General features: G+C 71.5%; 20 protein-coding genes. 12 read left to right on the forward strand and 8 right to left on the reverse strand.

Going from position 1 to position 23353, the window contains the following annotated elements:
• Positions 1 to 89: 89 nt before the first annotated feature.
• Entirely contained in the window at positions 90 to 3812 is a 3723-nt protein-coding gene (locus Microterr_RS03775) for a multifunctional oxoglutarate decarboxylase/oxoglutarate dehydrogenase thiamine pyrophosphate-binding subunit/dihydrolipoyllysine-residue succinyltransferase subunit (RefSeq protein WP_263796056.1), read from the reverse strand.
• Between the two features lie 171 nt (positions 3813 to 3983).
• Here Microterr_RS03775 and guaB1 point away from each other — a divergent pair, with 171 nt between their 5' ends.
• Positions 3984 to 5441, forward strand: coding sequence for a GMP reductase (gene guaB1, locus Microterr_RS03780; protein ID WP_263796054.1), 1458 nt, complete (start codon positions 3984 to 3986; stop codon positions 5439 to 5441).
• 180 nt (positions 5442 to 5621) lie between these two features.
• Here the strand turns inward: guaB1 and Microterr_RS03785 are convergent, their stop codons facing one another.
• A complete protein-coding gene (locus tag Microterr_RS03785; RefSeq protein ID WP_263796053.1) occupies positions 5622 to 6587 on the reverse strand; it encodes a hypothetical protein in 966 nt (321 codons plus the stop codon).
• A gap of 393 nt (positions 6588 to 6980) precedes the next feature.
• Here Microterr_RS03785 and Microterr_RS03790 point away from each other — a divergent pair, with 393 nt between their 5' ends.
• Both Microterr_RS03790 and Microterr_RS03795 read left to right on the forward strand, forming a co-directional pair.
• Positions 6981 to 8309 (forward strand): hemolysin family protein, encoded by a 1329-nt coding sequence (locus Microterr_RS03790; RefSeq protein WP_263796052.1) that lies wholly within the window; start codon positions 6981 to 6983, stop codon positions 8307 to 8309.
• Positions 8306 to 9361: a hemolysin family protein gene (locus tag Microterr_RS03795; protein ID WP_263796051.1), complete on the forward strand. Its 1056-nt coding sequence runs from the start codon at positions 8306 to 8308 to the stop codon at positions 9359 to 9361. Before Microterr_RS03790 ends, Microterr_RS03795 begins: the two co-directional genes overlap by 4 nt.
• Positions 9362 to 9427: 66 nt before the next feature.
• Here Microterr_RS03795 and Microterr_RS03800 read toward each other — a convergent pair whose 3' ends face one another.
• A complete protein-coding gene (locus tag Microterr_RS03800; protein ID WP_263796049.1) occupies positions 9428 to 10498 on the reverse strand; it encodes an NADH:flavin oxidoreductase/NADH oxidase in 1071 nt (356 codons plus the stop codon).
• Between the two features lie 42 nt (positions 10499 to 10540).
• Here Microterr_RS03800 and Microterr_RS03805 point away from each other — a divergent pair, with 42 nt between their 5' ends.
• Genes Microterr_RS03805 through Microterr_RS03820 form a run of 4 tightly spaced genes read left to right on the forward strand, consistent with a single transcriptional unit; the run spans position 10541 to position 14232 of the window.
• On the forward strand, positions 10541 to 11383 hold the full coding sequence (locus Microterr_RS03805; protein WP_263796048.1) for an ADP-dependent NAD(P)H-hydrate dehydratase: 843 nt from the start codon (positions 10541 to 10543) through the stop codon (positions 11381 to 11383).
• 17 nt (positions 11384 to 11400) lie between these two features.
• Positions 11401 to 12621, forward strand: coding sequence for a hypothetical protein (locus Microterr_RS03810; RefSeq protein WP_263796046.1), 1221 nt, complete (start codon positions 11401 to 11403; stop codon positions 12619 to 12621).
• Between the two features lie 14 nt (positions 12622 to 12635).
• A complete protein-coding gene (locus tag Microterr_RS03815) occupies positions 12636 to 12953 on the forward strand; it encodes a thiamine-binding protein (RefSeq protein WP_263796044.1) in 318 nt (105 codons plus the stop codon).
• Positions 12954 to 13008: 55 nt separating this feature from the next.
• Positions 13009 to 14232: an MFS transporter gene (locus tag Microterr_RS03820; RefSeq protein ID WP_263796043.1), complete on the forward strand. Its 1224-nt coding sequence runs from the start codon at positions 13009 to 13011 to the stop codon at positions 14230 to 14232.
• Positions 14233 to 14259: 27 nt separating this feature from the next.
• Here the strand turns inward: Microterr_RS03820 and metX are convergent, their stop codons facing one another.
• Positions 14260 to 15465, reverse strand: a complete 1206-nt coding sequence (gene metX / locus Microterr_RS03825; RefSeq protein WP_263796041.1) for a homoserine O-acetyltransferase MetX — start codon at positions 15463 to 15465, stop codon at positions 14260 to 14262.
• 331 nt (positions 15466 to 15796) lie between these two features.
• Between metX and Microterr_RS03830 the strand changes: the two genes are divergently transcribed.
• On the forward strand, positions 15797 to 16741 hold the full coding sequence (locus Microterr_RS03830; RefSeq protein WP_263796040.1) for a hypothetical protein: 945 nt from the start codon (positions 15797 to 15799) through the stop codon (positions 16739 to 16741).
• Between the two features lie 13 nt (positions 16742 to 16754).
• On the opposite strand, the gene Microterr_RS03835 is transcribed toward Microterr_RS03830, so the two are convergent.
• Positions 16755 to 17753: a DUF2332 domain-containing protein gene (locus tag Microterr_RS03835; protein ID WP_263796038.1), complete on the reverse strand. Its 999-nt coding sequence runs from the start codon at positions 17751 to 17753 to the stop codon at positions 16755 to 16757.
• 110 nt (positions 17754 to 17863) lie between these two features.
• A complete protein-coding gene (locus tag Microterr_RS03840; protein WP_263796037.1) occupies positions 17864 to 19186 on the reverse strand; it encodes a bifunctional o-acetylhomoserine/o-acetylserine sulfhydrylase in 1323 nt (440 codons plus the stop codon).
• Between the two features lie 132 nt (positions 19187 to 19318).
• Here Microterr_RS03840 and Microterr_RS03845 point away from each other — a divergent pair, with 132 nt between their 5' ends.
• Genes Microterr_RS03845 through Microterr_RS03860 form a run of 4 tightly spaced genes read left to right on the forward strand, consistent with a single transcriptional unit; the run spans position 19319 to position 21916 of the window.
• Positions 19319 to 20098 (forward strand): SDR family oxidoreductase, encoded by a 780-nt coding sequence (locus Microterr_RS03845; protein ID WP_263796036.1) that lies wholly within the window; start codon positions 19319 to 19321, stop codon positions 20096 to 20098.
• A gap of 10 nt (positions 20099 to 20108) precedes the next feature.
• Positions 20109 to 20594: a phosphoribosyltransferase gene (locus tag Microterr_RS03850; RefSeq protein ID WP_263796034.1), complete on the forward strand. Its 486-nt coding sequence runs from the start codon at positions 20109 to 20111 to the stop codon at positions 20592 to 20594.
• Between the two features lie 2 nt (positions 20595 to 20596).
• Positions 20597 to 21289 (forward strand): uracil-DNA glycosylase, encoded by a 693-nt coding sequence (locus Microterr_RS03855; RefSeq protein WP_263798839.1) that lies wholly within the window; start codon positions 20597 to 20599, stop codon positions 21287 to 21289.
• A 9-nt stretch (positions 21290 to 21298) separates the two neighbouring features.
• Complete coding sequence (locus Microterr_RS03860) at positions 21299 to 21916, forward strand: GNAT family N-acetyltransferase (RefSeq protein ID WP_263796032.1); 618 nt, start codon at positions 21299 to 21301, stop codon at positions 21914 to 21916.
• On the opposite strand, the gene Microterr_RS03865 is transcribed toward Microterr_RS03860, so the two are convergent.
• Positions 21908 to 22219: a protealysin inhibitor emfourin gene (locus tag Microterr_RS03865; RefSeq protein ID WP_263796031.1), complete on the reverse strand. Its 312-nt coding sequence runs from the start codon at positions 22217 to 22219 to the stop codon at positions 21908 to 21910. The genes Microterr_RS03860 and Microterr_RS03865 overlap by 9 nt on opposite strands.
• A gap of 11 nt (positions 22220 to 22230) precedes the next feature.
• Positions 22231 to 23310, reverse strand: a complete 1080-nt coding sequence (locus Microterr_RS03870) for a M4 family metallopeptidase (RefSeq protein WP_263796030.1) — start codon at positions 23308 to 23310, stop codon at positions 22231 to 22233.
• Positions 23311 to 23353 lie beyond the last annotated feature (43 nt).

Raw genomic sequence — 23353 nt, forward strand, 5'->3', positions numbered from 1 at the left:
AGAAGTCTGCCAGCCGCAGGAGCCCGCCTCTGACACGCGCGCGCCGACCCCCGGTGGGAGGTCGGCGCGCGGTTCCGCGGGTGCGCGGGCTAGATCGTGAGGGCCTTCTGCATGATGGCCGCCTGCTCGACGGCGTGCACCTTCGAGGAACCGGTCGCGGTCGACGCGGCGGACGGCCGCGAGACGCGGCGGATGGTCCGGCCGTGGAGATGCTTGACGACCTCGAGCGCGATGAACGGCCACGCGCCCTGGTTCTCGGGCTCGTCCTGCACCCAGACGAGCTCGGCGTCGGGGTAGCTGTCGATGACCGCGTTCAGCTCCTTGACGGGAGCCGGGTAGAACTGCTCGAGGCGCACGAGGGCGATCTCCGGGTTCGGGTTCTTCTCCAGCTCGGCGCGCAGATCCCAGTGGATCTTGCCCGAGTGCAGCAGCACGCGCTTGACGGCCGCCTTGTCGATGCCGCGGTTGTCGTCGAGCACCGGCTCGAACTTGCCCTGGGTGAAGTCCTCGACCGGGCTCGTCGCACCGCGCAGGCGCAGCATCGCCTTCGGCGTGAAGACCACCATGGGCCGGCGCGGGCGGGCGTAGGCCTGACGGCGCAGCAGGTGGAAGTACGACGCGGGCGTCGAGGGACGTGCCACGGTCATGTTGTCCTGTGCGCACAGCTGCAGGTAGCGCTCAATGCGCGCGGAGGAGTGGTCGGGGCCCTGGCCCTCGAAGCCGTGCGGCAGCAGCAGCACGACGCTCGACTGCTGCCCCCACTTCTGGTCGGCCGAGGAGATGAACGTGTCGATGACCGACTGGGCGCCGTCGGCGAAGTCGCCGAACTGGGCCTCCCACAGCACGAGCGCATCTGCCCGCTCGACGGAGTAGCCGTACTCGAACGCCATCGTGGCGTACTCGCTGAGCAGCGAGTCGTACGCCCAGAAGCGGCCCTGGTTCTCCGACAGGTTCGCCAGCGGGAACCACTCCTGGCCGTTCGCGCGGTCGTGGAAGACGGCGTGACGCTGCACGAACGTGCCGCGGCGCGAGTCCTGGCCGGCCAGGCGGACCGCGGTGCCCTCGACCAGCAGCGACCCGAACGCGAGCAGCTCGCCGAACGCCCAGTCGATGCCGCCGTTGCGGCTCATGTCGAGGCGCTTGTCGAGCAGCTGCTGGAGCTTGGTGTGCACCGTGAAGCCCTCGGGCTTGTTCACGAACGCGTCGCCGATGAGCTGCACGATCTCCTGCGCGACGCCCGTGGTCTCGGGCTCGCCGACGGCGGGGGCGACAGCCTCCGCCTCGCCCTCCGGCGTCGCGACGATCTTCGAGGTGCCCGTCTCGGCGGCGTGGGTCTCGGTGAAGGCGATCTCCAGGCGCGACTGGAAGTCGGCCTTGGCCTGCTCGTACTCCTCCTCGGTGATGTCACCGCGGCCGACGAGCGACTCGGTGTACAGGCGGCGCACGGAGCGCTTCGCCTCGACGAGGTTCGTCATCAGCGGCTGCGTCATCGACGGGTCGTCGCCCTCGTTGTGACCGCGACGGCGGTAGCAGACCAGGTCGATCACGACGTCGCGGTGGAAGCGCTCGCGGTAGGCGAAGGCCAGGCGCGAGACGCGCACGACGGCTTCGGGGTCATCGCCGTTGACATGGAACACCGGAGCCTGGATGGTCTTGGCGACGTCGGTGGAGTACACCGAGCTGCGGCCGTCCTGGGGGAGGGTGGTGAAGCCCACCTGGTTGTTCACGACGATGTGGATGGTGCCGCCGGTGCGGTAGCCGCGCAGCTGCGACATCTGCAGGGTCTCGACCACGACGCCCTGGCCGGCGAACGCGGCGTCGCCGTGCACGATGACGGGCAGCCACGAGAACGTGCCGATCGGCTTGCGGTCCTGCTTGGCGCGGATGATGCCCTCGATGACGCCGTCGACGGTCTCGAGGTGCGACGGGTTGGCGGCGAGGTACACGGGCAGCTCGGTGCCCTGGTCGTCGACGAAGGTGCCCTCGGTGCCGAGGTGGTACTTCACGTCGCCCGACCCGCGCTTGCTGCCGATGGCGACGGAGCCCTCGAACTCGCGGAACACCTGGCCGTAGGTCTTGCCGGCGATGTTCGTGAGGACGTTCAGGCGGCCGCGGTGGGCCATCGCGATGCCGGCGCCGTCGAGACCGGCGGACGCGCCGCCCTGCAGCAGCTCGTCGAGCATCGGGATCAGCGACTCGCCGCCCTCGAGGCTGAAGCGCTTCTGGCCGACGTACTTGGTCTGCAGGAAGGTCTCGAACGCCTCGGCCTGGTTCAGCTTGTCGAGCACGCGCATCTGCTCGTCGTGCCCGGGCTTCTGGTACTTGATCTCGACGTGCTCCTGGAACCAGGCGCGCTGCGCCGGGTCCTGGATGTGCATGTACTCGATGCCGATCGTGCGGCAGTACGAGTCGCGCAGCACACCGAGGATCTCGCGCAGCTTCATCGTGCGCTTGCCGCCGAAGCCGCCGGTGACGAACTCGCGGTCGAGATCCCAGAACGTGAGGCCGTGCTGCTCGATCTCGAGGTCGGGGTGGGTGCGCTGGACGTACTCCAGCGGGTCGACGTCGGCCATCAGGTGGCCGCGGACGCGGAAGGAGTTGATGAGCTCCTGCACGCGGGCGGTCTTGTCGACGCGCTCGGCGATGTCGACGTTGATGTCGCTGGCCCAGTGGATGGGCGCGTACGGGATGCGCAGCGCGGCGAAGATCGACTCGTAGAAGCCGCGGCCGCCGGTCAGCAGCTCGTGCACGACCTTGAGGAACTCGCCCGAGCCGGCGCCCTGGATGACGCGGTGGTCGTAGGTGCTGGTGAGGGTGATGGTCTTGCCGATGCCGAGCTCGACCAGCGTCTTCTCGCTCGAGCCCTGGAACTCGGCCGGGTACTCCAGCGCGCCGGCGCCGACGATGCAGCCCTGGCCCTTCATCAGACGGGGCACCGAGTGCACCGTGCCGATGCCGCCGGGGTTGGTCAGCGAGATCGTGGTGCCCTGGAAGTCGGCCGCCGTGAGCTTGTTGCCGCGGGCGCGGGTGACGAGGTCCTCGTAGGAGGCGAGGTACTCGCCGAAGCTGAGCGTGTCGGCGCGCTTGATGCTGGGCACCATGAGCGCGCGGGTGCCGTCCGGCTTGGGCAGGTCGATCGCGATGCCCAGGTTGATGTGCGCGGGGGAGACGACGGCGGGCTTGCCGTCGATCTCGGTGTAGAAGACGTTCTGGCTGGGGAAGGCCTTCAGCGCCTGGATGATCGCCCAGCCGATGAGGTGGGTGAAGCTCACCTTGCCGCCGCGGGTCCGCGCCATGTGGTTGTTGATCACGATGCGGTTGTCGATCATGAGCTTGGCGGGGACGGTGCGCACGCTGGTCGCGGTCGGGACGGTCAGCGACTCGTCCATGTTGGCCGCGAGGGTCTTGGTCATTCCGCGCAGCGGCGTGACCTTGTCCTCCTCGGTGCTCTCCTCGCCGGCCGACGGCTGCGCCTTGGGCGCCTGAGCCGGGATCGGCTGCGGCGAGGCCGGACGGGCGGTGGTGCGGGCCACGGGCTGTGCGCCGAGCACAGGGATCGGCGCCGTCATCGGACGCGATTCGCTCGCAGCGGTCTGCGCCGTGGCCGGCGCCGCAGGAGCGGGCGCGGCAGGGGCGGCGGGCTTCGCGCCGTTACCCTCCACGGGGTGGTAGGCCTCCAGGACCGGCCACCACGCCTTGTCCACGGAGTTCTTGTCGACTTTGTACTGCTCGTACAGCTCGTCGACGAGCCATTCGTTGGCACCGAACTCACCCTCGTTCGTTACCCCGACGCCCGTCATCTGGCTCGACACGCTCGATCGCCTGCTTTCCTGAAGACTGTGGGAAGGTGCGGGGCTGACGCCCACACGCACGACTATCAAGAGTAACCCAGTCTTCCCGGGCGGTTCCGGCGAAAACCGGCTCGGATGCGAACGATTCGTCATCATTATCCGCACAGGAAAAGATCACTAACCTTGCTGGATATGGAGTTCTACGGACAGCAGCCCGCGGTCGACCTGACGTATTCGGACGTGTTCCTCGTCCCTCGTCGCTCGGCCATCAGCAGTCGACTGGCCGTGGACCTGGCTCCGGGCGACGGCACGCCGGCCACGATCCCGCTCGTGTCGGCCAACATGAACTCGGTGACGGGGGCGCGCCTCGCGGCCACGCTCGCCCGTCGGGGCGGCCTCGGCGTCCTGCCGCAGGACATGCCGCTGCAGGAGTTGGATGCCGCCATCCGCTGGGTCAAGGGTCAGCCCGTCCTGTGGGACACGCCCATCGTGCTGCCGCCCGAGGCGACCGTGGCCGACGCCGCACGGCTGCTGCCCTCGACGGAGGGCTACGGGATCGTGGTGGCGTCGGCATCCGCCGCTCATCTGAAGATCGAGGACGTGCTCGGCGTGGTCCCGGCGACGCGGCTGGGCACGGCGCTGCCGGACGCCCGCCTGGGCGACCTCGCCCGCGGCAGGGTCGCCTCGATCGACGCAGACGACGTCGAGACCGCGCGGCACGCCTTCGACCTCATCGTCGATGCCGCCGCCGAGACCGTGTGCGTGCTCCACCACGGCTTCGTGGTCGGCACGCTCTCGCGCCGCAGCGCCCTGCGGTCGACGCTCTACCGCCCGGCGGTCGACGCGGACGGCCGGCTGGGCGTCGCCGCCGCCGTCGGCATCAACGGCGACGTCGCCGCGAAGGCGCAGGCGCTCGCCGCCGCCGGTGTGGACGTGCTCGTCGTCGACACGGCGCACGGTCACCAGGAGGGGATGCTGCGCGCCCTGGCCGCGGTGTCTGAGCTGGGCCTGGGCATCCCGATCGTCGCGGGCAACATCGTCACCGCGGACGGCGTCGGCGACCTCGTCGATGCAGGGGCCACGATCCTGAAGGTCGGCGTGGGACCTGGCGCGATGTGCACGACCCGCATGATGACCGCCGTGGGGCGGCCGCAGTTCTCCGCGGTGCTGGAGACGGCAGAGGCGGCGCGCGCCCGCGGTGCGCACGTGTGGGCCGACGGCGGCGTGCGGTACCCCCGCGACGTGGCGCTCGCGCTGGCGGCGGGCGCCGCATCCGTCATGATCGGCTCGTGGTTCGCCGGCACCATCGAGGCGCCCGGCGAGCTGCAGGTCGACAGCTCGGGGCGGCAGTACAAGGAGTCGTGGGGCATGGCCTCGACCAAGGCCGTGCACGAGCGCTTCGGCCGCCTCGACCCGTACGAGCTCGCCCGCAAGGAGCTGTTCGCCGAGGGCATCTCGTCGTCGAAGATCTACCTCGACCCGCTGCGCCCCGGCCTCGAGGACCTGCTCGACATGATCACCTCCGGCGTGCGCTCGTCGTTCACCTACGCGGGCGCCGCGACGGTCGCCGAGTTCCACGAGCGCGCCACGGTCGGCCTGCAGTCCGCCGCGGGCTACGAAGAGGGCAAGGCGCTGCCGGTCAGCTGGTGAGGCGGGCCGCGCGCCCGGGCGTTCGGCGCACTTTCCGGCATCAGCTGAGGCTGCGACGCACCAATCTCCGCGTCCGCGCCAGTTTCCTGTATCCGCTCCATCGCTCGGCGGAGCGGATGCTGTGAACTGGCGCGATTGTGCCGGTGCCGTGACGGCGCGGCCGCGAACGGTCGCGGGGCTTCATGGCCGAGGCAATCGGCTCGGCAGTCCGTCGCCCGTCAGGATGTCGTAGAGTCGCCGAGCCGTCAGATCGGACGGCTCCCACCGCGAGAACCCGCGGACCTCTCGGCGGATCTCGTTCTCGCGATTCTTCTCGTCGATGACGATCTCGGCGGGGTCCCGATGGTGGCCGAACTCCGGACTGCGATACTTGCCGCGCCCGTCGAGCTCCGCCCAATGATCGTGCGCAGGAAAGTAGAAGTCGCCGTAGACGACGCGGCCTGAGCGGAGGACGCGATGCTCCTGCAGTCGAGGCGCGGGGAAGCCGAGCTGCGCGATGAGCACCCGGCTCTGCGACTCGCGAACGTTCGCTGCCAACGGCTGCGCGAAGGCGATCGCCCGCCGTGCGCGTGCGTCCCCTCGGTGGGGCGGGCCGGAATCGAGGAGCTGGAGAATCTCGTCGCGCGTCGTGAGCGCGCCGCCCGGGCGGTCGATCCAGATCGCCTGGTCGATCACCGCCACACCGTTCGTGAAGGGGAGAATCCGCGCGAGATCGAGCGCCGTCTGGGTCGCAGTGGTGATCTGATGGTCGCCCCACAGCGGTTCGAGCGAGAGTCTCTCGATTTCTCGCGCATGCCGGCGGATGAGTCCGCTCGACCGCCCGCCGGATGCAGGCGACCTCGACACATCCACACGGGAGGGCCATCCGCCCAGGATGTCGATGCGGTGGTGGGCGGCCGCTGCGAAGTGCGAGGACACGACGGCGCCGCGTGCGCGCCGGATGGCTTCCTCCACCCGCACGCGATGCTGGTCCATCGGGGAGAGTCGACGCCAGTCCGGCCCCGAGACGAAAGCGCCCGGCCACACCCGCACCACGCTGCCCGATTCGAGTTGACGTCGCAGTCGGCGGTCGTCGATGCCCTCGCGTTCGCGCCGACGGACGACGCGGATCTCAGCGTCGGCATGAGCGTGCAGAGGTGTCGCCATGCACCCACGGTGCTACCGATCGCGCACCGAGGTCTGGTGAGTCGTGGACCCGTGGACTGTCGATGCACGCCGATGCGTGGGGAGGACATGATTCCCGGCGGCAGCCATCACACATCCGCGCCGGCTCACAGCATCCGCGTCTTCGATTTGCGGAGCGGATGCGGCGAACTGGCGCGCAAACGGGGGAGGGGGCCTGGCGAGTGGGGCGGGTTGCAGCGGATGCGGCGGACTGACGCGGAAGCGGCGAACCACCGCGAACTGCGCCGAATGCGAGCGGATGCGGGCGGGCGCCCGCGAGCCGCCCTGCCGTAGACTGTGGCGCACGATGGACGACCCCCCCAGTTGTAGACGCGAGCCCCACCGACCCGCCTCCCACCAGGGGGGTGATGCCTGATGGACTACGTCATGCTGGGCGTGGGGCTTCTGCTCACAGTCGGAACAGGACTGTTCGTCGCCAGCGAGTTCGCCCTCGTCAATCTCGACCGGGCCGACCTGGAAGCACGCCGTGATGCGGGCGAATCCAGGCTCTCGCTCACCATCAGCGCGCTGCGCATCACCTCGACGCACCTCTCCAGCGCGCAGCTCGGGATCACCCTGACCACGCTGCTCACGGGCTACACGATGGAGCCGGCGATCTCGAACCTGCTGCGCCCCGTCTTCGAGGCGTGGGGGTGGCCGAGCGCGCTCGTCGTCCCGCTCGCGTCGATCATCGGCGTGGTCGTCGCGACGGTCTTCTCGATGATCCTCGGCGAGCTCGTGCCGAAGAACTTCGCGCTCGCCGTCCCGCGGCAGACGGCCAAGCTCGTCATGCCGTTCCAGGTCGGGTTCACCACCGTGTTCCGCCCCGCGATCGTCGTGCTCAACGGCAGCGCCAACGGCGTGCTGCGATCGATGGGCATCGAGCCCAAGGAGGAGCTCTCCGGTGCCCGCACCGCGGAGGAGCTGTCCAGCCTCGTGCGCCGCTCCGCGAGCGCGGGCGTGCTCGAGATGGACACGGCGTCGCTCCTCGACCGCAGCCTCACCTTCGCCCGGCTCACGGCGGCCGACGTGATGACGCCGCGCCCCAGTATCCACGCGCTCGCCGCGGAGGACACCGCTGAGGATGTCATCCAGCTCGCCCGGCGCACCGGGCACAGCCGCTTCCCGGTGTACGCCGAGTCGATGGACGACATCACCGGCATGGTGCACCTGAAGGCCGCCGTGGGGGTGCCGCGCGAGCGCCGCGGCGAGGTGCCGGCGGGCGCCCTCGCCTCCGAGCCGCTGCGCGTGCCGGAGGCCGTCCACCTCGACGCGCTCGTGTCGGAACTGCGCGGCCGCGGCTACCAGGCCGCGATCGTGGTCGACGAGTACGGCGGCACCGCAGGCATCGTCACCCTCGAGGACCTCGTCGAGGAGATCGTCGGCGAGGTGCTGGACGAGCACGACCGTCGCCGCGCGGGCATCGTCCGCACGGTCGACGCGGTCATCCTTCCCGGCGAGCTGCGGCCGGATGAGGTGCTCGACCGCGCGGGCATCCGGATCCCGGAGGGCGAGGTCTACGACACCGTCGGCGGCTACATCATGAGCGAGCTGGAGCGCATCCCCGTGGTCGGCGACACCATCGAGATCGAGGACGGCACGCTCGAGGTCGTGCGGATGGACGGCCGCCGTGTCGACCGGGTGAGGTTCCTCCCGACGCCCATGCCCGAAGGCGCCGAGACCGAAGGGGGTGAGCAGCGATGAGCGACTGGGCAGGACTCGCGTGGCTCGTCGTGCTGCTCCTCGGCAACGCCTTCTTCGTCGGCGCCGAGTTCGCCGTCATCTCCGCCCGCCGGTCGCAGATCGAGCCGCTCGCGGAGCGGGGCTCCCGCTCGGCCAAGACCGCCCTGTACGCCATGGAGCACGCGACGCTCATGCTCGCGACCAGTCAGCTCGGCATCACGATCTGCTCGCTGCTGATCCTGAACGTCTCCGAGCCGGCGATCCACCACCTCCTCGCCGCGCCGCTGGGCCTGACGGGCTGGACCGAGGCGACCGTCGACGTCGTCGCGTTCGTCGTCACCCTGCTGCTGGTGTCATACCTGCACGTCGTCTTCGGCGAGATGGTGCCGAAGAACCTCGCGTTCTCGGTGCCCGACCGGGCTGTGCTGATGCTCGCCACCCCGCTCGTGTGGGTGTCGAAGCTCTTCCACCCGGTGATCGTCACGCTGAACTGGATCGCGAACCACATCGTGCGCCTGTTCCGGGTCGAGCCGAAGAACGAGGCGGCCTCGACCTTCACGCTCGACGAGGTCGCGACGATCGTCAACCAGTCCCGCATCGAGGGCGTGCTCACCGACGCGTCGGGGACGGTCGCCGCGGCGGTCGAGTTCACCGACAAGAAGGCCGCCGACATCGCGGTGCCGCTGGCCGACCTGGTGACGCTCCCCGAGCAGACGACGCCGGCCGAGATCGAGCGGGCGGTCGCTCAGCACGGCTTCTCGCGCTACGTGATCGTCGACGACGCGGGCGTGCCGGTCGGGTACGTGCACCTGAAGGACGTGCTGCGCGCCGCGGAGGGGGCGGATGCTGCCACCGACGTGACCAGGACGCTCGCGCCGAAGCGCATCCACCACATGGTGCCCGTGACGGCGACGACCGACCTCGAGGACGCGCTCGCGCTCATGCGCCGCGCGGGACGCCACCTGGCGCAGGTGCGCGACGAGCGCGGCGAGACGACGGCGGTCCTGTTCCTCGAGGACATCATCGAGGAGCTGATCGGCGAGATCGAGGACGCGACGCGCCGCAGGCGCTGAGGCCCGCTGCGGCACCGGCGGTGCGGGGCGGCGGCGCAGCGTGAGCTGCGGCCGCCGCCTGCCGCGTCAGCGGCGGCGGCGTGCGCGCAGGTACTGCACGGGCCAGTAGTCCAGCTCGACGCCCAGCTCGACCGACGCGCGCAGCGCGAAGTGCGGGTCGCGCAGCCACTCGCGGCCCGACATGACCGCGTCGGCTGCACCGTCCTGCAGCACCTGCTCGGCGATCGCAGCGGTGTCCAGCATCCCCACCGCGTTCACCGCGACACCGGCTTCGCGCCGGACCTGCGCGGCGAGCTCGACCTGGTAGCCGGGTGCCGGGGTGATGCTCTGGTGGGCGACGAGGCCGCCGCTGGAGATGTCGAAGAAGTCGGCGCCGTGCTCGGCGGCCCAGCGGGCGACGACGGCCGTCTCGTCGACATCCCACCCGCCCTCGGCCGCGTCGGTGCCCGAGAACCGCACGAACAGCGGGGCGGCGGGCGCCGCGGCGCGCACCGCGTCGATCACGCGCAGCAGCAGGCGGGCGCGGTTCTCCAGCGACCCGCCGTACTCGTCGGTGCGCAGGTTGGACAGCGGTGAGAGGAACTGGTGCAGCAGGTACCCGTGCGCCGCGTGCACCTCGAGCACCTCGAACCCCGCGGCGACGGCTCGGGCGGCGGCCGCGCCGAAGTCGGCGGCGACGCGGTCGATGTCGGCGAGGTCGAGCTCCACCGGCGTCGCATAGCCCTCGTACGCGACAGGCGAGGGGGCGACCGTCTGCCAGCCGCCATCCTCTGCCGGCACCGTGCCGTGTCCGCCGGCGAACGGCGAGTAGGTCGAGGCCTTGCGCCCGGCGTGCGCGAGCTGCACACCGGCGACGGATCCGCGCGCGCGGATCGCTGCGGTGATCGGCGCCCAGGCGTCGCGCTGCGCGTCGTTCCAGATGCCGGCGTCCTCCGGCGAGATCCGGCCATCGGGCGAGACCGCCGCGGCCTCCGCCATCACGAGCCCGGCGCCGCCGCTGGCGAACTGCACCAGGTGGGTGTGATGCCACTCCTGCGGCACGCCGTCGACCGCGCTGTACTGGCACATCGGCGAGACCCACAGTCGATTGCGCAGGGTGAGATCGCGGACCGTGTACGGGGTGAACAGCAAGGACATGGGAGCTCCGGGGGATGAGGGGGCGAGGCGTATCGTGGCGCCATGGATGCGCGCGACTGGGATCGGGACGAGACGGCGCAGCATCTGCGAGTGCCAACCGGGTCCGACGACAAGTATTCCCGAGGCGTCGTCGGGCTCCGCACCGGATCGACCGCGTACCCGGGCGCTGCGGTGCTCGGCGTGGAGGCCGCGTGGCGGACCGGCGTCGGCATGGTGCGCTACCTCGGGCCCGATCGTCCCACGGCGTTGGTGCTGCAGCGTCGGCCCGAGACGGTCACGGCCGACGGTCGGGTGCAGGCGTGGGTCATCGGGTCGGGCATCGACCAGGAGAAGCGGACGGATGCGGACACCGCCGCACTGCGGGAGGTGCTGGACGGCGATGTCCCGGTCGTCGCCGACGCGGGCGCGCTCGACCTCGTCCGCACGGCCACGGCTCCGCTGCTGGTCACCCCGCACGCCGGTGAGCACGACCGGCTGCGCGAGCTCCTCGGACTCGACCGTGCTGACCGGTCAGGCGTCGACGCACGCGCCGCATCCGCCGCGGAGACCGCCGCGGCACTCGGTGCGACGGTGCTCCTGAAGGGCTCCACCACGATCGTCGCGGACGCCGCGGGCAGGACGATCCGCGTCACGGCCGCCACACCCTGGCTCGCCACCGCCGGCACCGGAGATGTGCTGGCCGGCACGATCGGGGCCCTCGTCGCCGCGGCCGGGCCGAGCACCGCCGGCGACCTCGCCGCGCTCGCCGCCTCCGGCGCGTGGCTGCACGGCCGCGCCGCCGCGCGGGCCGCGTCCGCCCTGGGCCGGCAGGGCGGGCCGATCACGGCCCTCGACGTCGCAGCGGCGCTGCCCGCGGTCGTCGCGGAGACGCTCGCCGCTCGCTGACCTGGCAGGATAGGCAGGTGTCGAGGCGAGCGGTGCTGTGGGTCGCGTTCGCGATCGTGCACCTCGGTGTGGCCGTCCTGGGCTTCGTCGCCCCGTTCCTGCCGATGGGCGACGTCACCAACGTCTACGACCCCTGGTCGCGCGCGGCGGTCGCCGGCACCGGCCTCGTCGGCGTCACGGAGCAGTGGGTGTACCCGCAGCTCGCGCTGATCCCGATGGTGCTCGCCCGCGGCTTCGCGTGGATCGCCGGCTACGAGGCGGGCTGGGCCATCCTCGTCACGCTCTGCAACGCTCTGACGTTCTCCCTGCTCGTGTCGCGCCCGCGCTCCCGTGGGCGCATCACAGCGGCGTGGTTCTGGCTGGCGTTCATCGCCCTGCTGGGCCCCGTGGCGATGTACCGCATCGACGCGATCACCGTGCCGCTTGCGCTCGCCGGCTGCCTGTGGCTGGTCGGCCGGCCGATGCTCGGCTCGATCCTGCTCGCCGTCGCCACCTGGATCAAGGTGTGGCCCGCCGCACTTCTCGCCGCCGCCGTCGTGGCGGTGCGTCGACGCCTAACCGTCGTGGGCGGTGCGCTCCTGGTGACTGCCGTCACCGTGGGCGCGGTCGTCGTGGCCGGGGGCGGCCCGCACGTCCTCGGCTTCATCTCCGGCCAGACCGGCCGCGGGCTCCAGCTCGAGGCGCCGGTGAGCATGTTCTACCTCTGGCGCGCCGTCGCGGGCGTCGAGGGCTCCTTCGTCTACTACTCCGACGACATGCTCACCTACCAGGTGGCCGGGCCCCAGGTCGACCTGGTCATCGCCGCCATGACGCCGCTGCTGGTGCTCGCGGTGGCCGTCGTCGCCGGGCTCGGTGCGTGGCGCGCCTGGCGGGGCGCGAGCTTCGCGCGCCTCTTCCCGACGCTGGCGCTGGCGTTCGTGCTGACCCTGATCGTGTTCAACAAGGTCGGATCCCCGCAGTTCATGACCTGGCTGATCGCGCCCATCGCGGTCGGACTCGTCATCGACCGGCGGCGCTGGACCCGCCCCGCCGTGCTGGGCCTGCTCGCTGCCGGGCTGACGCAGCTCATCTACCCGTTCACGTACCTGGGGCTGCTCATGGTCGAGCCGCTCCCCGTGCTGCTGCTGACCGCGCGCAACGGGCTCGTCGTGGTGTTCCTCGTGTGGACGCTCGTCGACCTCGCCCGCGTGCCCGCACGGCGCAGCATCCCCGTGTCCGCCCCTGCCCCGTCCGCCTGAACCGGAGGTCTCCCATGCTCGTCGCCTTCTCCGTCGCCCCCAGCGGCACCGGCCGCGCCGACGGGTCGGTGCACGACGCCGTCGCCGCAGCGGTGCAGGTCGTCCGCGCCTCCGGCCTGCCGCACCGGACCACCTCGATGTTCACCGAGATCGAGGGGGAGTGGGATGCCGTCTTCGACGTCGTCAAGCGCGCCACCGAGGCCGTGCTGCCGTTCGGCTCGCGGGTGTCGCTGGTGCTGAAGGCCGACATCCGGCCCGGCTTCACCGGCGAGATCGACGCCAAGGTCGACCGGCTGGAGCAGGCGCTCGCCGACCAGGCCGACGAGGCGTGACCCGGTCGTTCGAATCGATTCGACAGGATGCTGCGCCGCGCGCTAATCTGACGCGATGACCTCCTCGAATCTCTCGAGGGGGGCGGCGATGTGGGCGCTCCTCTCCCTCGCCATCGGCAGCTTCGGCATCGGCATGACCGAGTTCGTGGTGATGGGCCTGCTGCCGGACATCGCGCAGGACCTGCTGCCGGATCTGTGGGCGCAGAACCCCGAGCACGCCATCGCGCAGGCCGGCTGGCTGATCAGCCTCTATGCGCTCGGCGTCGTGATCGGCGCGCCGACGATCGCCGGATCCGTCGCCCGCTTCCCGCGGCACCGCGTGATGATCGGTCTCGCCGTCGCGCTCACCGCCTTCAACGCGCTCACCCTGATCATGCCGACCTTCGGGCTGGTCGCGGCCTCCCGTCTGCTGGCCGGGCTGCCCCACGGGGCGTACTTCGGGATCGGCGCCCTCGTGGCCGCCGACGTGCTCGGCCCCGGCAAGCGCGCCAAGGGCGTGGCGTTCGTGCTCACCGGCCTCACCATCGCCAACGTCGTGGGCGTGCCGCTCGGCACGTTCCTCGGCCAGCAGGCCGGCTGGCGGGCCGCCTTCGCCGTCGTCACCGCGATCTTCGCGCTCGCGACCGTCGCCATTGCGTTCTTCGTGCCCGCCCATCCCGGCGAGCCAGGACGCACGCTCCGGGCGGAGCTGTCGGTGTTCCGGGTCGGCCAGGTGTGGGCGGCGCTCGGCATGGGGGCGATCGGGTTCGGCGGGTTCTTCGCCGTGTACAGCTACATCGCCCCTCTCGTCACAGAGATCGCCGGGTCGCCCGAATGGGCGGTGCCGATCGTGCTCGTGGTGATGGGGCTCGGCATGACCGTCGGCAACCTCGTCGGCGGGCATCTCGCCGACGTCGACCTGAAGCGCACGCTGCTGATCGGGCTCACCGCGCTCGCCGCCGTGCTCGCGCTGCTCGCGGTGACGGCGCCGTGGGTGATCGCGCTGGCCTTCTTCGTGTTCGCGACCGGATTCGTCTCGGCGGCGCTGAGTCCGGCCATCCAGACGCGGCTGATGGATGTGGCCGGCGACAACCAGTCGATCGCGGCGGCCCTCAACCACTCCGCCCTGAACATCGGCAACAGCGTCGGCGCGTTCCTCGGCGGCACGGTGATCGCCGTGGGCTGGGGCTTCGTCGCGCCCGCGTGGGTCGGTGTCGCGCTCGCGCTCGGCGGCCTCGCGATCGCCGTGGGCAGCTTCGCGTTCGAGCGGCGAGCGGCCGCGGTGCCGGTACCGGCCTGACGATCTGCGGAGTCTCGTGGGCCGCGTTCAGGACGCGAGCAGGCGCCGCAGGTGGGCGCCGACGGCCGCGGTCTCGATGAGGAACCCGTCGTGGCCGAAGTCGCTCGAGAGCACGACGGCCTCGTCGCCGTCGAGGGTCGTGTCGATCCCGCGTGCGATCCGGTGCTGGCCGTCGATCGGGAAGAGCCTGTCGCTGTCGATGCCGAGCACGAGGGTCGTCGCGGTGACCCGGCGCAGCGCGTCCTCGACGCCGCCGCGGTCGCGTCCGACGTCGTGGGAGTTCATGGCCTCGACGAGGGCGATGTAGCTGTTCGCGTCGAACCGGCGGGTGAACTTATTGCCGTGGAAGTCGAGGTAGGAGGCCACCGCGAACCGGCCGCCGTGCCCGAGCGGGCTCACTCCGGACTGCCAGGTGCGCTGGAAGCGCTGGTTCAGCTCGGTCGGTGAGCGGTAGTTCAGCAGCGCCATCCGTCGCGCCAGCGCGAGCCCTCGGTGCGGTCCGTCGCCGTCGCCCGAGTCGTAGTACTCGCCGCCCTGGAACCGCGGATCGATCTGGATCGCCTCCAGCTGCACCGAGTTCAGCGCGATCTGGTCGGCGGTGTTGACAGGGGGCGCGGACAGGACGCCGACGCGACGCATCCGATCGGGCATGCCGACGGCCCACTCCAGGGCGTGCATGCCGCCCATCGACCCGCCGATCACCGCGGCCCAGACATCGATGCCGAGGGCGTCGGCCAGCTGCGCCTGCGCGGCCACCTGGTCGCGGATCGTCAGGTACGGGAAGCGGGAGGCCCACTCGTAGCCGTCCGGGGCGATGCTCGCGGGGCCGGTGGAGCCCTGGCAGCCGCCGAGCATGTTCGGCGCGACCACGAACCAGCGGTCGGTGTCGATCGGCGCGCCCGGCCCGACGATCTCGTCCCACCAGCCGGCGGTGGGGTGGCCAGGCTGCGCGGAGCCGCGCACGTGGCTGTCGCCGGTGAGGGCGTGCAGCACGAGCACGGCGTTGTCGCGCGCGGCGTTCAGCTCGCCCCAGCTCTCGAAGGCGAGGCGGTAGCCGGGCAGCTCGCGGCCGCCCTCCGTGCGGAAGGCGCCGAACGCCGCGAACTGCCGCTCGCCGCGCGGGTCGCCGTCACGCCAGGCGCCGGTGACCGGCGGGCGCCCGAGCAGCAGACGGGCGTCGGCCTCGGTCACGGGCGCGCTCGGCACCGTGTCCTCGGAGGTCTGCCAGTCCATCCCCTCATTCTGTCCGGTCGCGCACCGCGCACGATCACTGTTACGCGGTCGGATGCGGGGGCGCCGGCAGCGGCGCGGGCGCCCTCGCGTCACGCCTGGTTGCTCGCCGTCCGGCGCACGCGCCCAGAACAGGTGTTCTGGCGAGGACAGGTGCGTTGCAGCATCCGACGTCCTCCCTCCGCCGGAACACCTGTTCTGGCGCGCGGCGCGCGACGACCAGGGGCTGCGGCCACGACCAGAGGCTGCGGCCATGACCACAGGTTGCGGCCATGGACGGTGACGCGATCGGATGCGGGTGCGCGGTGTCCCCGGGCGGTCGTAGCCTCGGGACATGGACGCCGTCATCGACTATCTGCTGCAGGGCGACCCCGCGATCCGCTGGCAGGTGCTGCGCGACCTGACCGACGCCGCGCCCGACGAGGTCGCGGCCGAGCGTGCTCGCGTGGCCACCGAGGGCTGGGGCGCACGGCTCCTCGCCGCGCAGGGCGACGACGGGCTCTGGGACGGTGGCACGTACCGTCCGGGCTGGGTCGACGAGAGCCTGCCGTTCTTCGACGCCTGGACCGCGACGCACTTCTCCCTGCAGTCGCTGTGGGAGTTCGGGCTCGACCCCGCCGGCGCGCAGGCGCAGCGGGCGGTCGCCCTCGTGCGCGAGAACGTCCGGTGGGAGCATGACGGCGAGCCGTACTTCGCGGGCGAGGTCGAGCCGTGCATCAACGGCATCGCGCTGGGGATCGGCGCGTACTTCGGCGAGCAGGTCGACCCGATCGTCGAGACCATCGTGGCGGGCAGTCTTGCCGACGGGGGCTGGAACTGCTGGGCCGACGGCGGGGCGGCGGTCTCGTCGTTCCACTCCACGATCTGCGTGCTCGAAGGGCTGCGCGAGTGGGAGGCGGCGACCGGCGGGACGGACGCATCGCGCGCGGCCCGGGCCGCCGGCGAGGAGTACCTCCTCGAGCGCGGGCTCTACCGGCGCAGGTCGACGGGCGAGCCCGCCGATCCCCGGATGCTGATGCTGTCGTACCCGGTGCGCTGGTTCCACGACATCCTGCGCGGGCTGGAGCACTTCCGTGCCGCCGACCGTCGAGACGAGCGACTGGCCGACGCCGTGGAGATCCTCCGGGGCAAGGCCGACGCGCACGGGATGTTCCGGTACGAGAACCACCACGAGGGTCCCCGCCCGTTCGAGATGGAGCAGGAGGGCGAGGGCTTTCCGAGCAGGTGGGTCACACTGCGCGCGCTGAGGGTGCTGCGATGGTGGGACGCCGCGGCCTGAGCGCTCCGGCCGGTCAGCGCCGGAACGGTGTCGTCTCGTACGACGCCCCGTGCTGCCCGGCGAGGGCGACGGCCACCCCGTCGACGGTCTGCACGAACCGCTGCGCGGTGTCGAGTTCGGCCGGGACCTGCGCGTCGATCTCCGGGAGGGTTCCCACGGTCTCGTTCGAGAGCCACACGACCCTGCGGCCGACCGCGCGGCCGAGCCCCGCGACGAGGTCCGCGAACCGCCGCCGCTGCGCGTCGTCGAGGTAGAGCAGCACCGCGCTGTGGAAGACGACCAGGGTGGCATCGGGTGGCGCGGCGGCGGCCACATCGGGGAGCAGGTCGAGCAGATCGCCGCGCACGATCTCCGGCGGATCGCTCGCGGCGACCGCGGCGGCGGCGCGCAGCCGCGCGACCCTCCCGTCGTGGTCGGGGCCCGGCCAGATCAGCGTCGCGAGCCAGTCGACGGCCTCGGCGTCGGCGGCGTCGATGGGGGCGAGGTCGATGCCACGGCGCCACACGACCTCCGGCATCCTCGCCGGTGCGGCCGCATCGTCGTCGAGTGTGCAGGGGAGGGTGACGGCGGTGCGATCGCCGAGCGTGCGCATCCCGGTCGGCGTCGTGTACGCGTAGCCATAGCGATCGGGCAGCAGGCAGAGCCCGGCGGCGGTGCCCGCCTCCAGCAGCGCCACCGGACCGTCGATGCGGGCGAGCTGCGGGAGCAGCGTGGCGCAGCGGGCCGGCTCGTTGGTCTGTGTCGTGCGGGTCAGGGCGGTCGCAGCTACGGCATCCCACTCCGCGAGCAGCCACTCCCGCCACTGCGCGTACGGCGCGAGCGGGCAGCCGGCCCAGCGGGCCGAGGCGAAGATGCGGTTGGGCTGCCTGGTGGCCTCGGGCAGGGCCTCGATGAGGCGGAGGACGGCAGCATCCTGCGCGATCCCGGTCGCCCACTGCTCGTACAGGGGTGAGGTGCCGTGCGCCCACCGGCGCCCGAACTCGTCGTAGGTCGCGGAGACGCTTCTGGCCACGGGCTCAGCGTACGTCCGCCGCCGGGGATCGGCCGGGAAGGGCCGGGAACGGCGGATGCCCCGGCCGCCGCTTGTGGCGGTGCCGGGGCATCCGGGATCCCTTGCAGGGGTCAGGCGCGAGCGGCCTCCGCGACGCGACGGGCGGCGGCGAGAGCCTGCTCGAGGTCGGCCTTCAGGTCGTCGATGTTCTCCAGGCCGACCGACAGGCGCACCAGCCCGGGCGTCACACCGGCGGTGAGCTGCTGCTCGGGCGTGAGCTGCGAGTGGGTGGTCGACGCGGGGTGGATCACGAGCGAGCGCACATCGCCGATGTTGGCGAGGTGGCTGAACAGCGAGAGCGTGTTGACGAACTCGCGGCCCGCCTCGACACCGCCCTTCAGCTCGAAGGACAGCACGGCGCCGACGCCCTTCGGGGCGTAGCGGTTCGCCGCGGCGTACCAGGGCGACGTCGGCAGACCGGAGTAGTTCACCGAGGCGACGTCGTCGAGGTTCTCGAGCCACTCGGCGATCTCCTGCGCGTTCTGCACGTGCCGCTCGACGCGCAGCGACAGGGTCTCGATGCCCTGGATGAGCAGCCACGCGCTCTGCGGCGAGATGGCCGAGCCGAGGTCGCGGAGCAGCTGCACGCGCGCCTTGATGATGTACGCGAGCGGGTCGCCGACCGCGGCCGTGTACGAGGCGCCGTGGTACGACGGGTCGGGCTCGGTGAGGCCGGGGAACTTGTCGACGTGCTTCGACCACTCGAAGGTGCCGCCGTCGACGAGGACGCCGCCGATGACCGTGCCGTGGCCGCCGAGGAACTTCGTCGCCGAGTGGACCACGATGTCGGCGCCGTGCTCGAACGGCTTGATCAGGTACGGCGTCGCGATCGTGTTGTCGACGATCAGCGGGATGCCGCTCTCGTGCGCGACGTCGGCCACGAGGCGGATGTCGAGGATGTTGATCTTCGGATTGCCGATCGTCTCGGCGAAGAACAGCTTCGTGTTGGGCCGCACGGCCGCGCGCCACTCTTCGGCGTCGTCCTGGTTCTCGACGAACGTCACGTCGATGCCGAGCTTCTTGAGCGTGTACTTGAACAGGTTGTAGGTGCCGCCGTAGATCGAGCTCGACGAGACGATGTGGTCGCCGGCCTCGGCGATGTTGAGGACCGCGAAGGTCTCGGCCGCCTGCCCGCTCGCGACGAGCAGGGCGCCGGTGCCGCCCTCAAGCGCCGCGACGCGCTGCTCGACGACATCCTGGGTCGGGTTCTGGATGCGGGTGTAGATGTTGCCGAACTCGGCCAGCGCGAACAGGTTCGCGGCGTGGTCGGTGTTGTCGAACACGTACGAGGTGGTCTGGTAGATCGGCGTGGCGCGGGCCTTCGTCACCGGGTCGGGCTGGGCGCCGGTGTGGATCTGCTTGGTCTCGAAACGCCAGTTCTCGGGTGCCGACATGGGAGTGCTCCTGCGGGTGTGGAAGGTGGCGCTGCGCGGACTGCGCGGGCCTGGTCCGAGGGTAGGTTCGAGGCCCCATGGTCGACAAAGGCCGGGAAATGTTACGTAACCTCGGCCGGGTAGCGTTGAGGCATGACGACGAGACGTGCGGTGGTGACCGGAGCGAGTTCCGGGATCGGAGAGGCAGCGACGCGCGCGCTGCGAGCGAGCGGATGGGACGTGGTCGCGGTGGCGCGCCGCGCCGACCGTCTCGCCGAGCTCGAGGGCGACACCGGCGCCGTCGCGTACGCTGCGGACCTCACCCGCCAGGCCGACGTCGATGCGCTCGCCGAGTGGCTCGCCTCGACCGGTGCCGTGCACGCGCTGGTCCACGTCGCCGGCGGCGCCCGCGGGGCCGACCGTGTCGAGGACGGCAGAGCGGACGACTGGCAGTGGATGTTCGAGGTCAACGTGCTGTCGGGCCAGCGGCTGGTCGCGGCGCTGCTCCCGCAGCTGCGTCAGGGCGCCGCATCCGACGGTCACGCCGACATCCTCTTCGTCACCTCCACCGCCGCGCAGAACGCCTACGCGGGCGGTGCGGGGTACAACGCCGCGAAGGCGGGGGAGTCGATGATCGCGCACGCGCTCCGACTCGAACTGAACGGCGAGCCGATCCGCATCGTCGAGGTCGCGCCGGGCATGGTGCAGACGCCCGAGTTCGCCCTCAACCGGCTCGGCGGGAACGCGGATGCGGCGGCCGCCGTGTACGACGGGATCGAGCAGCCGCTCGTCGCGGACGACGTCGCCGACGTCATCGCGTACGCGCTGAACGCCCCCGGCCACGTGAACCTCGACCTCATCACGATGCGTCCGGTCGCGCAGTCCGCCCAGTACCTGCTCGCGCGCGGCCCGCTGCGCGTGCGTCAGGCGTGAGGGGAGCATCATGACGCAGGAGCGCGAGAAGCTCACCTGGGACGGCTTCGGCGAGGCGGCGCGGGAGCTGTCGCGCGCCATCGTGGCGGACGGATTCGTGCCGGAGGTCGTGGTCGCGATCGCCCGCGGCGGCCTGCTGCCGGCGGGCGCCATCGCCTACGCGCTGGGGGTGAAGAGCTGCGGTGCGCTCAACGTCGAGTTCTACACCGGCATCGGCACCGTGCTCGACGCGCCCGAGGTGCTCCCTCCGGCGCTCGACATCGACTTCCTCGCGGGGCGCCGTGTGCTGCTGGTCGACGACGTCGCCGACAGCGGGCGGACCCTCGCGCTCGCGGTGCAGCTGCTCCGCGACCGCGGCGCCGACATGCGCTCCGCGACGATCTACACGAAGCCCGGCTCGATCGCGCTGCCGGACTACGCGTGGAAGGAGACCCCGCTGTGGATCGACTTCCCCTGGTCGTGGCAGGGCACGGTGACGGGCGCGGAGGCGTCCTGACGGTGGCCAGGTCGCTGCACGAGCTCGCCGCCGACGGCCTCGTCGACGCGGGCTGGGCGCAGGCCCTCGACCCCGTCTCCGCCGACATCGCGGCCATGGGCGACCGGCTGCGCGCCGAGGTCGCCGCCGGCCGCGGCTACCTCCCCGCGGGCGACCACGTGCTGCGGGCGTTCCAGCGGCCGCTCGGTCAGGTCAAGGTGCTGATCGTCGGGCAGGACCCCTACCCGACGCCGGGGCATCCGATCGGGCTGTCGTTCGCGGTCGAGCGCCACGTGCGGCCGCTGCCGCGCAGCCTGTCGAACATCTATCAGGAGCTCGAGGCCGACCTCGGCGTGCCGCGCGCGGCACACGGCGACCTGTCGGCATGGAGTGATCAGGGGGTCATGCTGCTGAACCGCGTGCTCACCGTCACCCCGGGGGCTCCCGCATCCCACCGCGGGTGGGGATGGGAGAAGGTCACCGAGCACGCCATCCGCACCCTCGTCGCCCGCGACGCGCCGCTCGTCGCGATCCTGTGGGGCCGGGATGCAGCCGGTCTGACACCGCTGCTGGGGTCGACGCCGATCGTGTCGTCCGCGCATCCGTCGCCGCTGTCGGCCAGGCGCGGATTCTTCGGGTCCCGGCCCTTCTCCCGGGTGAACGAGCTGCTCGCAGAGCAGGGCGCCGCGCCGGTCGACTGGCGGCTCCCGGCGTAGGCTGGTCAGATGCTCGAGGAGGAATACGAGAAGACGCGGAGGGTCGTTCCGCCGCACCTGCGCCGGCGATCGGAGCCTGAGCGTCCCTTCACGTATGAGATCCGCCCCGTCCGGCCGGAGGACCTGCCCGACATCCGCGAGATCTACAACTACTACGTCACCAACTCCGTCGTGACCTTCGATGAGAAGCGGTGGACGATCGCCCAGTGGCGCGAGAAGCTGGCGCACCTCGAGAAGCTGGAGATGCCGTTCCTCGTCGCCCAGTCGCCGTCCGGTCAGATCCTCGGCTACGCGCTCGTGCAGCCGATGTCGTCGAAGTCGGCCTACCGGTTCAGCGTCGAGAACTCGATCTACCTGGGTCAGGCGGCGGCCGGCAAGGGCCTGGGCCGGGCGATGCTGGAAGCGCTCATCGCCGCGTGCGAAGAGGTCGGGATCCGCGAGATGGTCGCCGTGATCAGCGACAAGGGTGCGGAGGCATCGATCGCGCTGCACGAGAAGCTCGGGTTCGAAGAGGTCGGCCGGATGGGCAGGGTCGGCTTCAAGTTCGGTCGCTGGCTGGGCACGATCTACCTGCAGAAGCACCTCAAGCCGGCCAAGAAGCGCGGCCTGTTCGGTCGCCTACGCTGACGCCGACGCGAACGCCCGCACCGCGTCGACCAGCTCGCGCCACGGGCCGGTGAGCTGCCCGTCGTCGAGCTGCGCAGCCCGTCCGTCGTCGTCGCGGACGGCCTCGATGCGCCACTGGAACCGGTCGGCGCCGCTCGGCGGAGCCGCGCATTCGCCCCACGGGCATTCGTCGATGAGGGCGATCCAGCGCGGCGCCTCGTCGGGCGCAGGCTCGGCGGTCCACTCGCGGGTGAGCCCGGCGAACCCGCCCGAGCGCACCACGGTCACCACGATGACGGTCGTGTGCGGCGTGTCGGGGTCCACGCTGACGGATGCTACGCGCTCGGCGACTCCGCCGCGAGCACGCCGACCGCGCGCCAGGCGTCACGCACCGCGGCCGCCTCGGCGCTGTCGTCGCCGAACTGCGCCGCAGCGGCGGTCACAGTGGCCACGGCGAACTGGGCGAACGACGCCGTCGACGACAGCGTGCCGCCGGTGACGGTGCGATACCAGATGAGCCCCGCGCGCTCCCATGCGCTGCCGCCGAGGGCGGTCGCGGCGAGGTAGAACGCGTGGTTCGGGATGCCGGAGTTGATGTGCACGCCGCCGTTGTCGTCGATCGTGTGCACGAAGTCGTCCATGTGCGCCGGCTGCGGGTCGCGGCCCAGCACGTCGTCGTCGTACGCCGTGCCAGGCGCCTTCATCGAGCGCAGCGCCACACCCTGGACCGCGGGGGTGAAGACGCCCTCGCCGATGAGCCAGGTGGCGGCGTCGGCGGTCTGACCGAGGTGGTGCTGCTCGGCCAGCGCGCCGAACACGTCGGATACCGATTCGTTGAGGGCGCCCGACTGCCCGTGGTACACCAGACCGCCCGCGTGCTCGGTGACGGCGTGGGTCAGCTCGTGCGCGATGACGGTGAGCGACCGGGTGAAGCCGCTGAACACCTCGCCGTCGCCGTCGCCGAAGACCATGCGCTCGCCGTTCCAGAACGCGTTGTCGTAGTCGTCGCCGTAGTGCACGGTCGCCAGCAGCGGCTCGCCGTCCCCGTCGACCGAGTTGAGCGCGTACGCGTCCCAGAAGAATTCGAACGTGGCCCCGAGCCCGTCGAACGCCTCATCGACGGCCGCGTCGCCGGTGGCAGGGTCGTCCTCGGTGCGCACGATGTCGCCCGGCAGCTTTTCCTCGTTGTGCGCGTCGGAGATCGTGCGGTCGGGCGCGGGCGCCGTCTCGGCGATGAGCGCGCCCGTCTCGTCGATCGACAGGCGCAGCTGCGAGCGCACCGGGCGGAAGCCGCGCGAGGCGGCCAGGGTGGACCTCGCCGCCTCGGCGGCGCGCGCGAACTGCGGGTCGCCCGCGGTCGCGATGCGGGCGAGCAGGTACGGCGGGACGATCGCGTGGAAGGTGGAGGGGCGCATGCGCCGAGGCTAGCCCACGCTCCCGACAGCTCAGGGGGACACG

The organism is Microbacterium terricola (genome assembly GCF_027943945.1).
GTDB lineage: Bacteria > Actinomycetota > Actinomycetes > Actinomycetales > Microbacteriaceae > Microbacterium > Microbacterium terricola.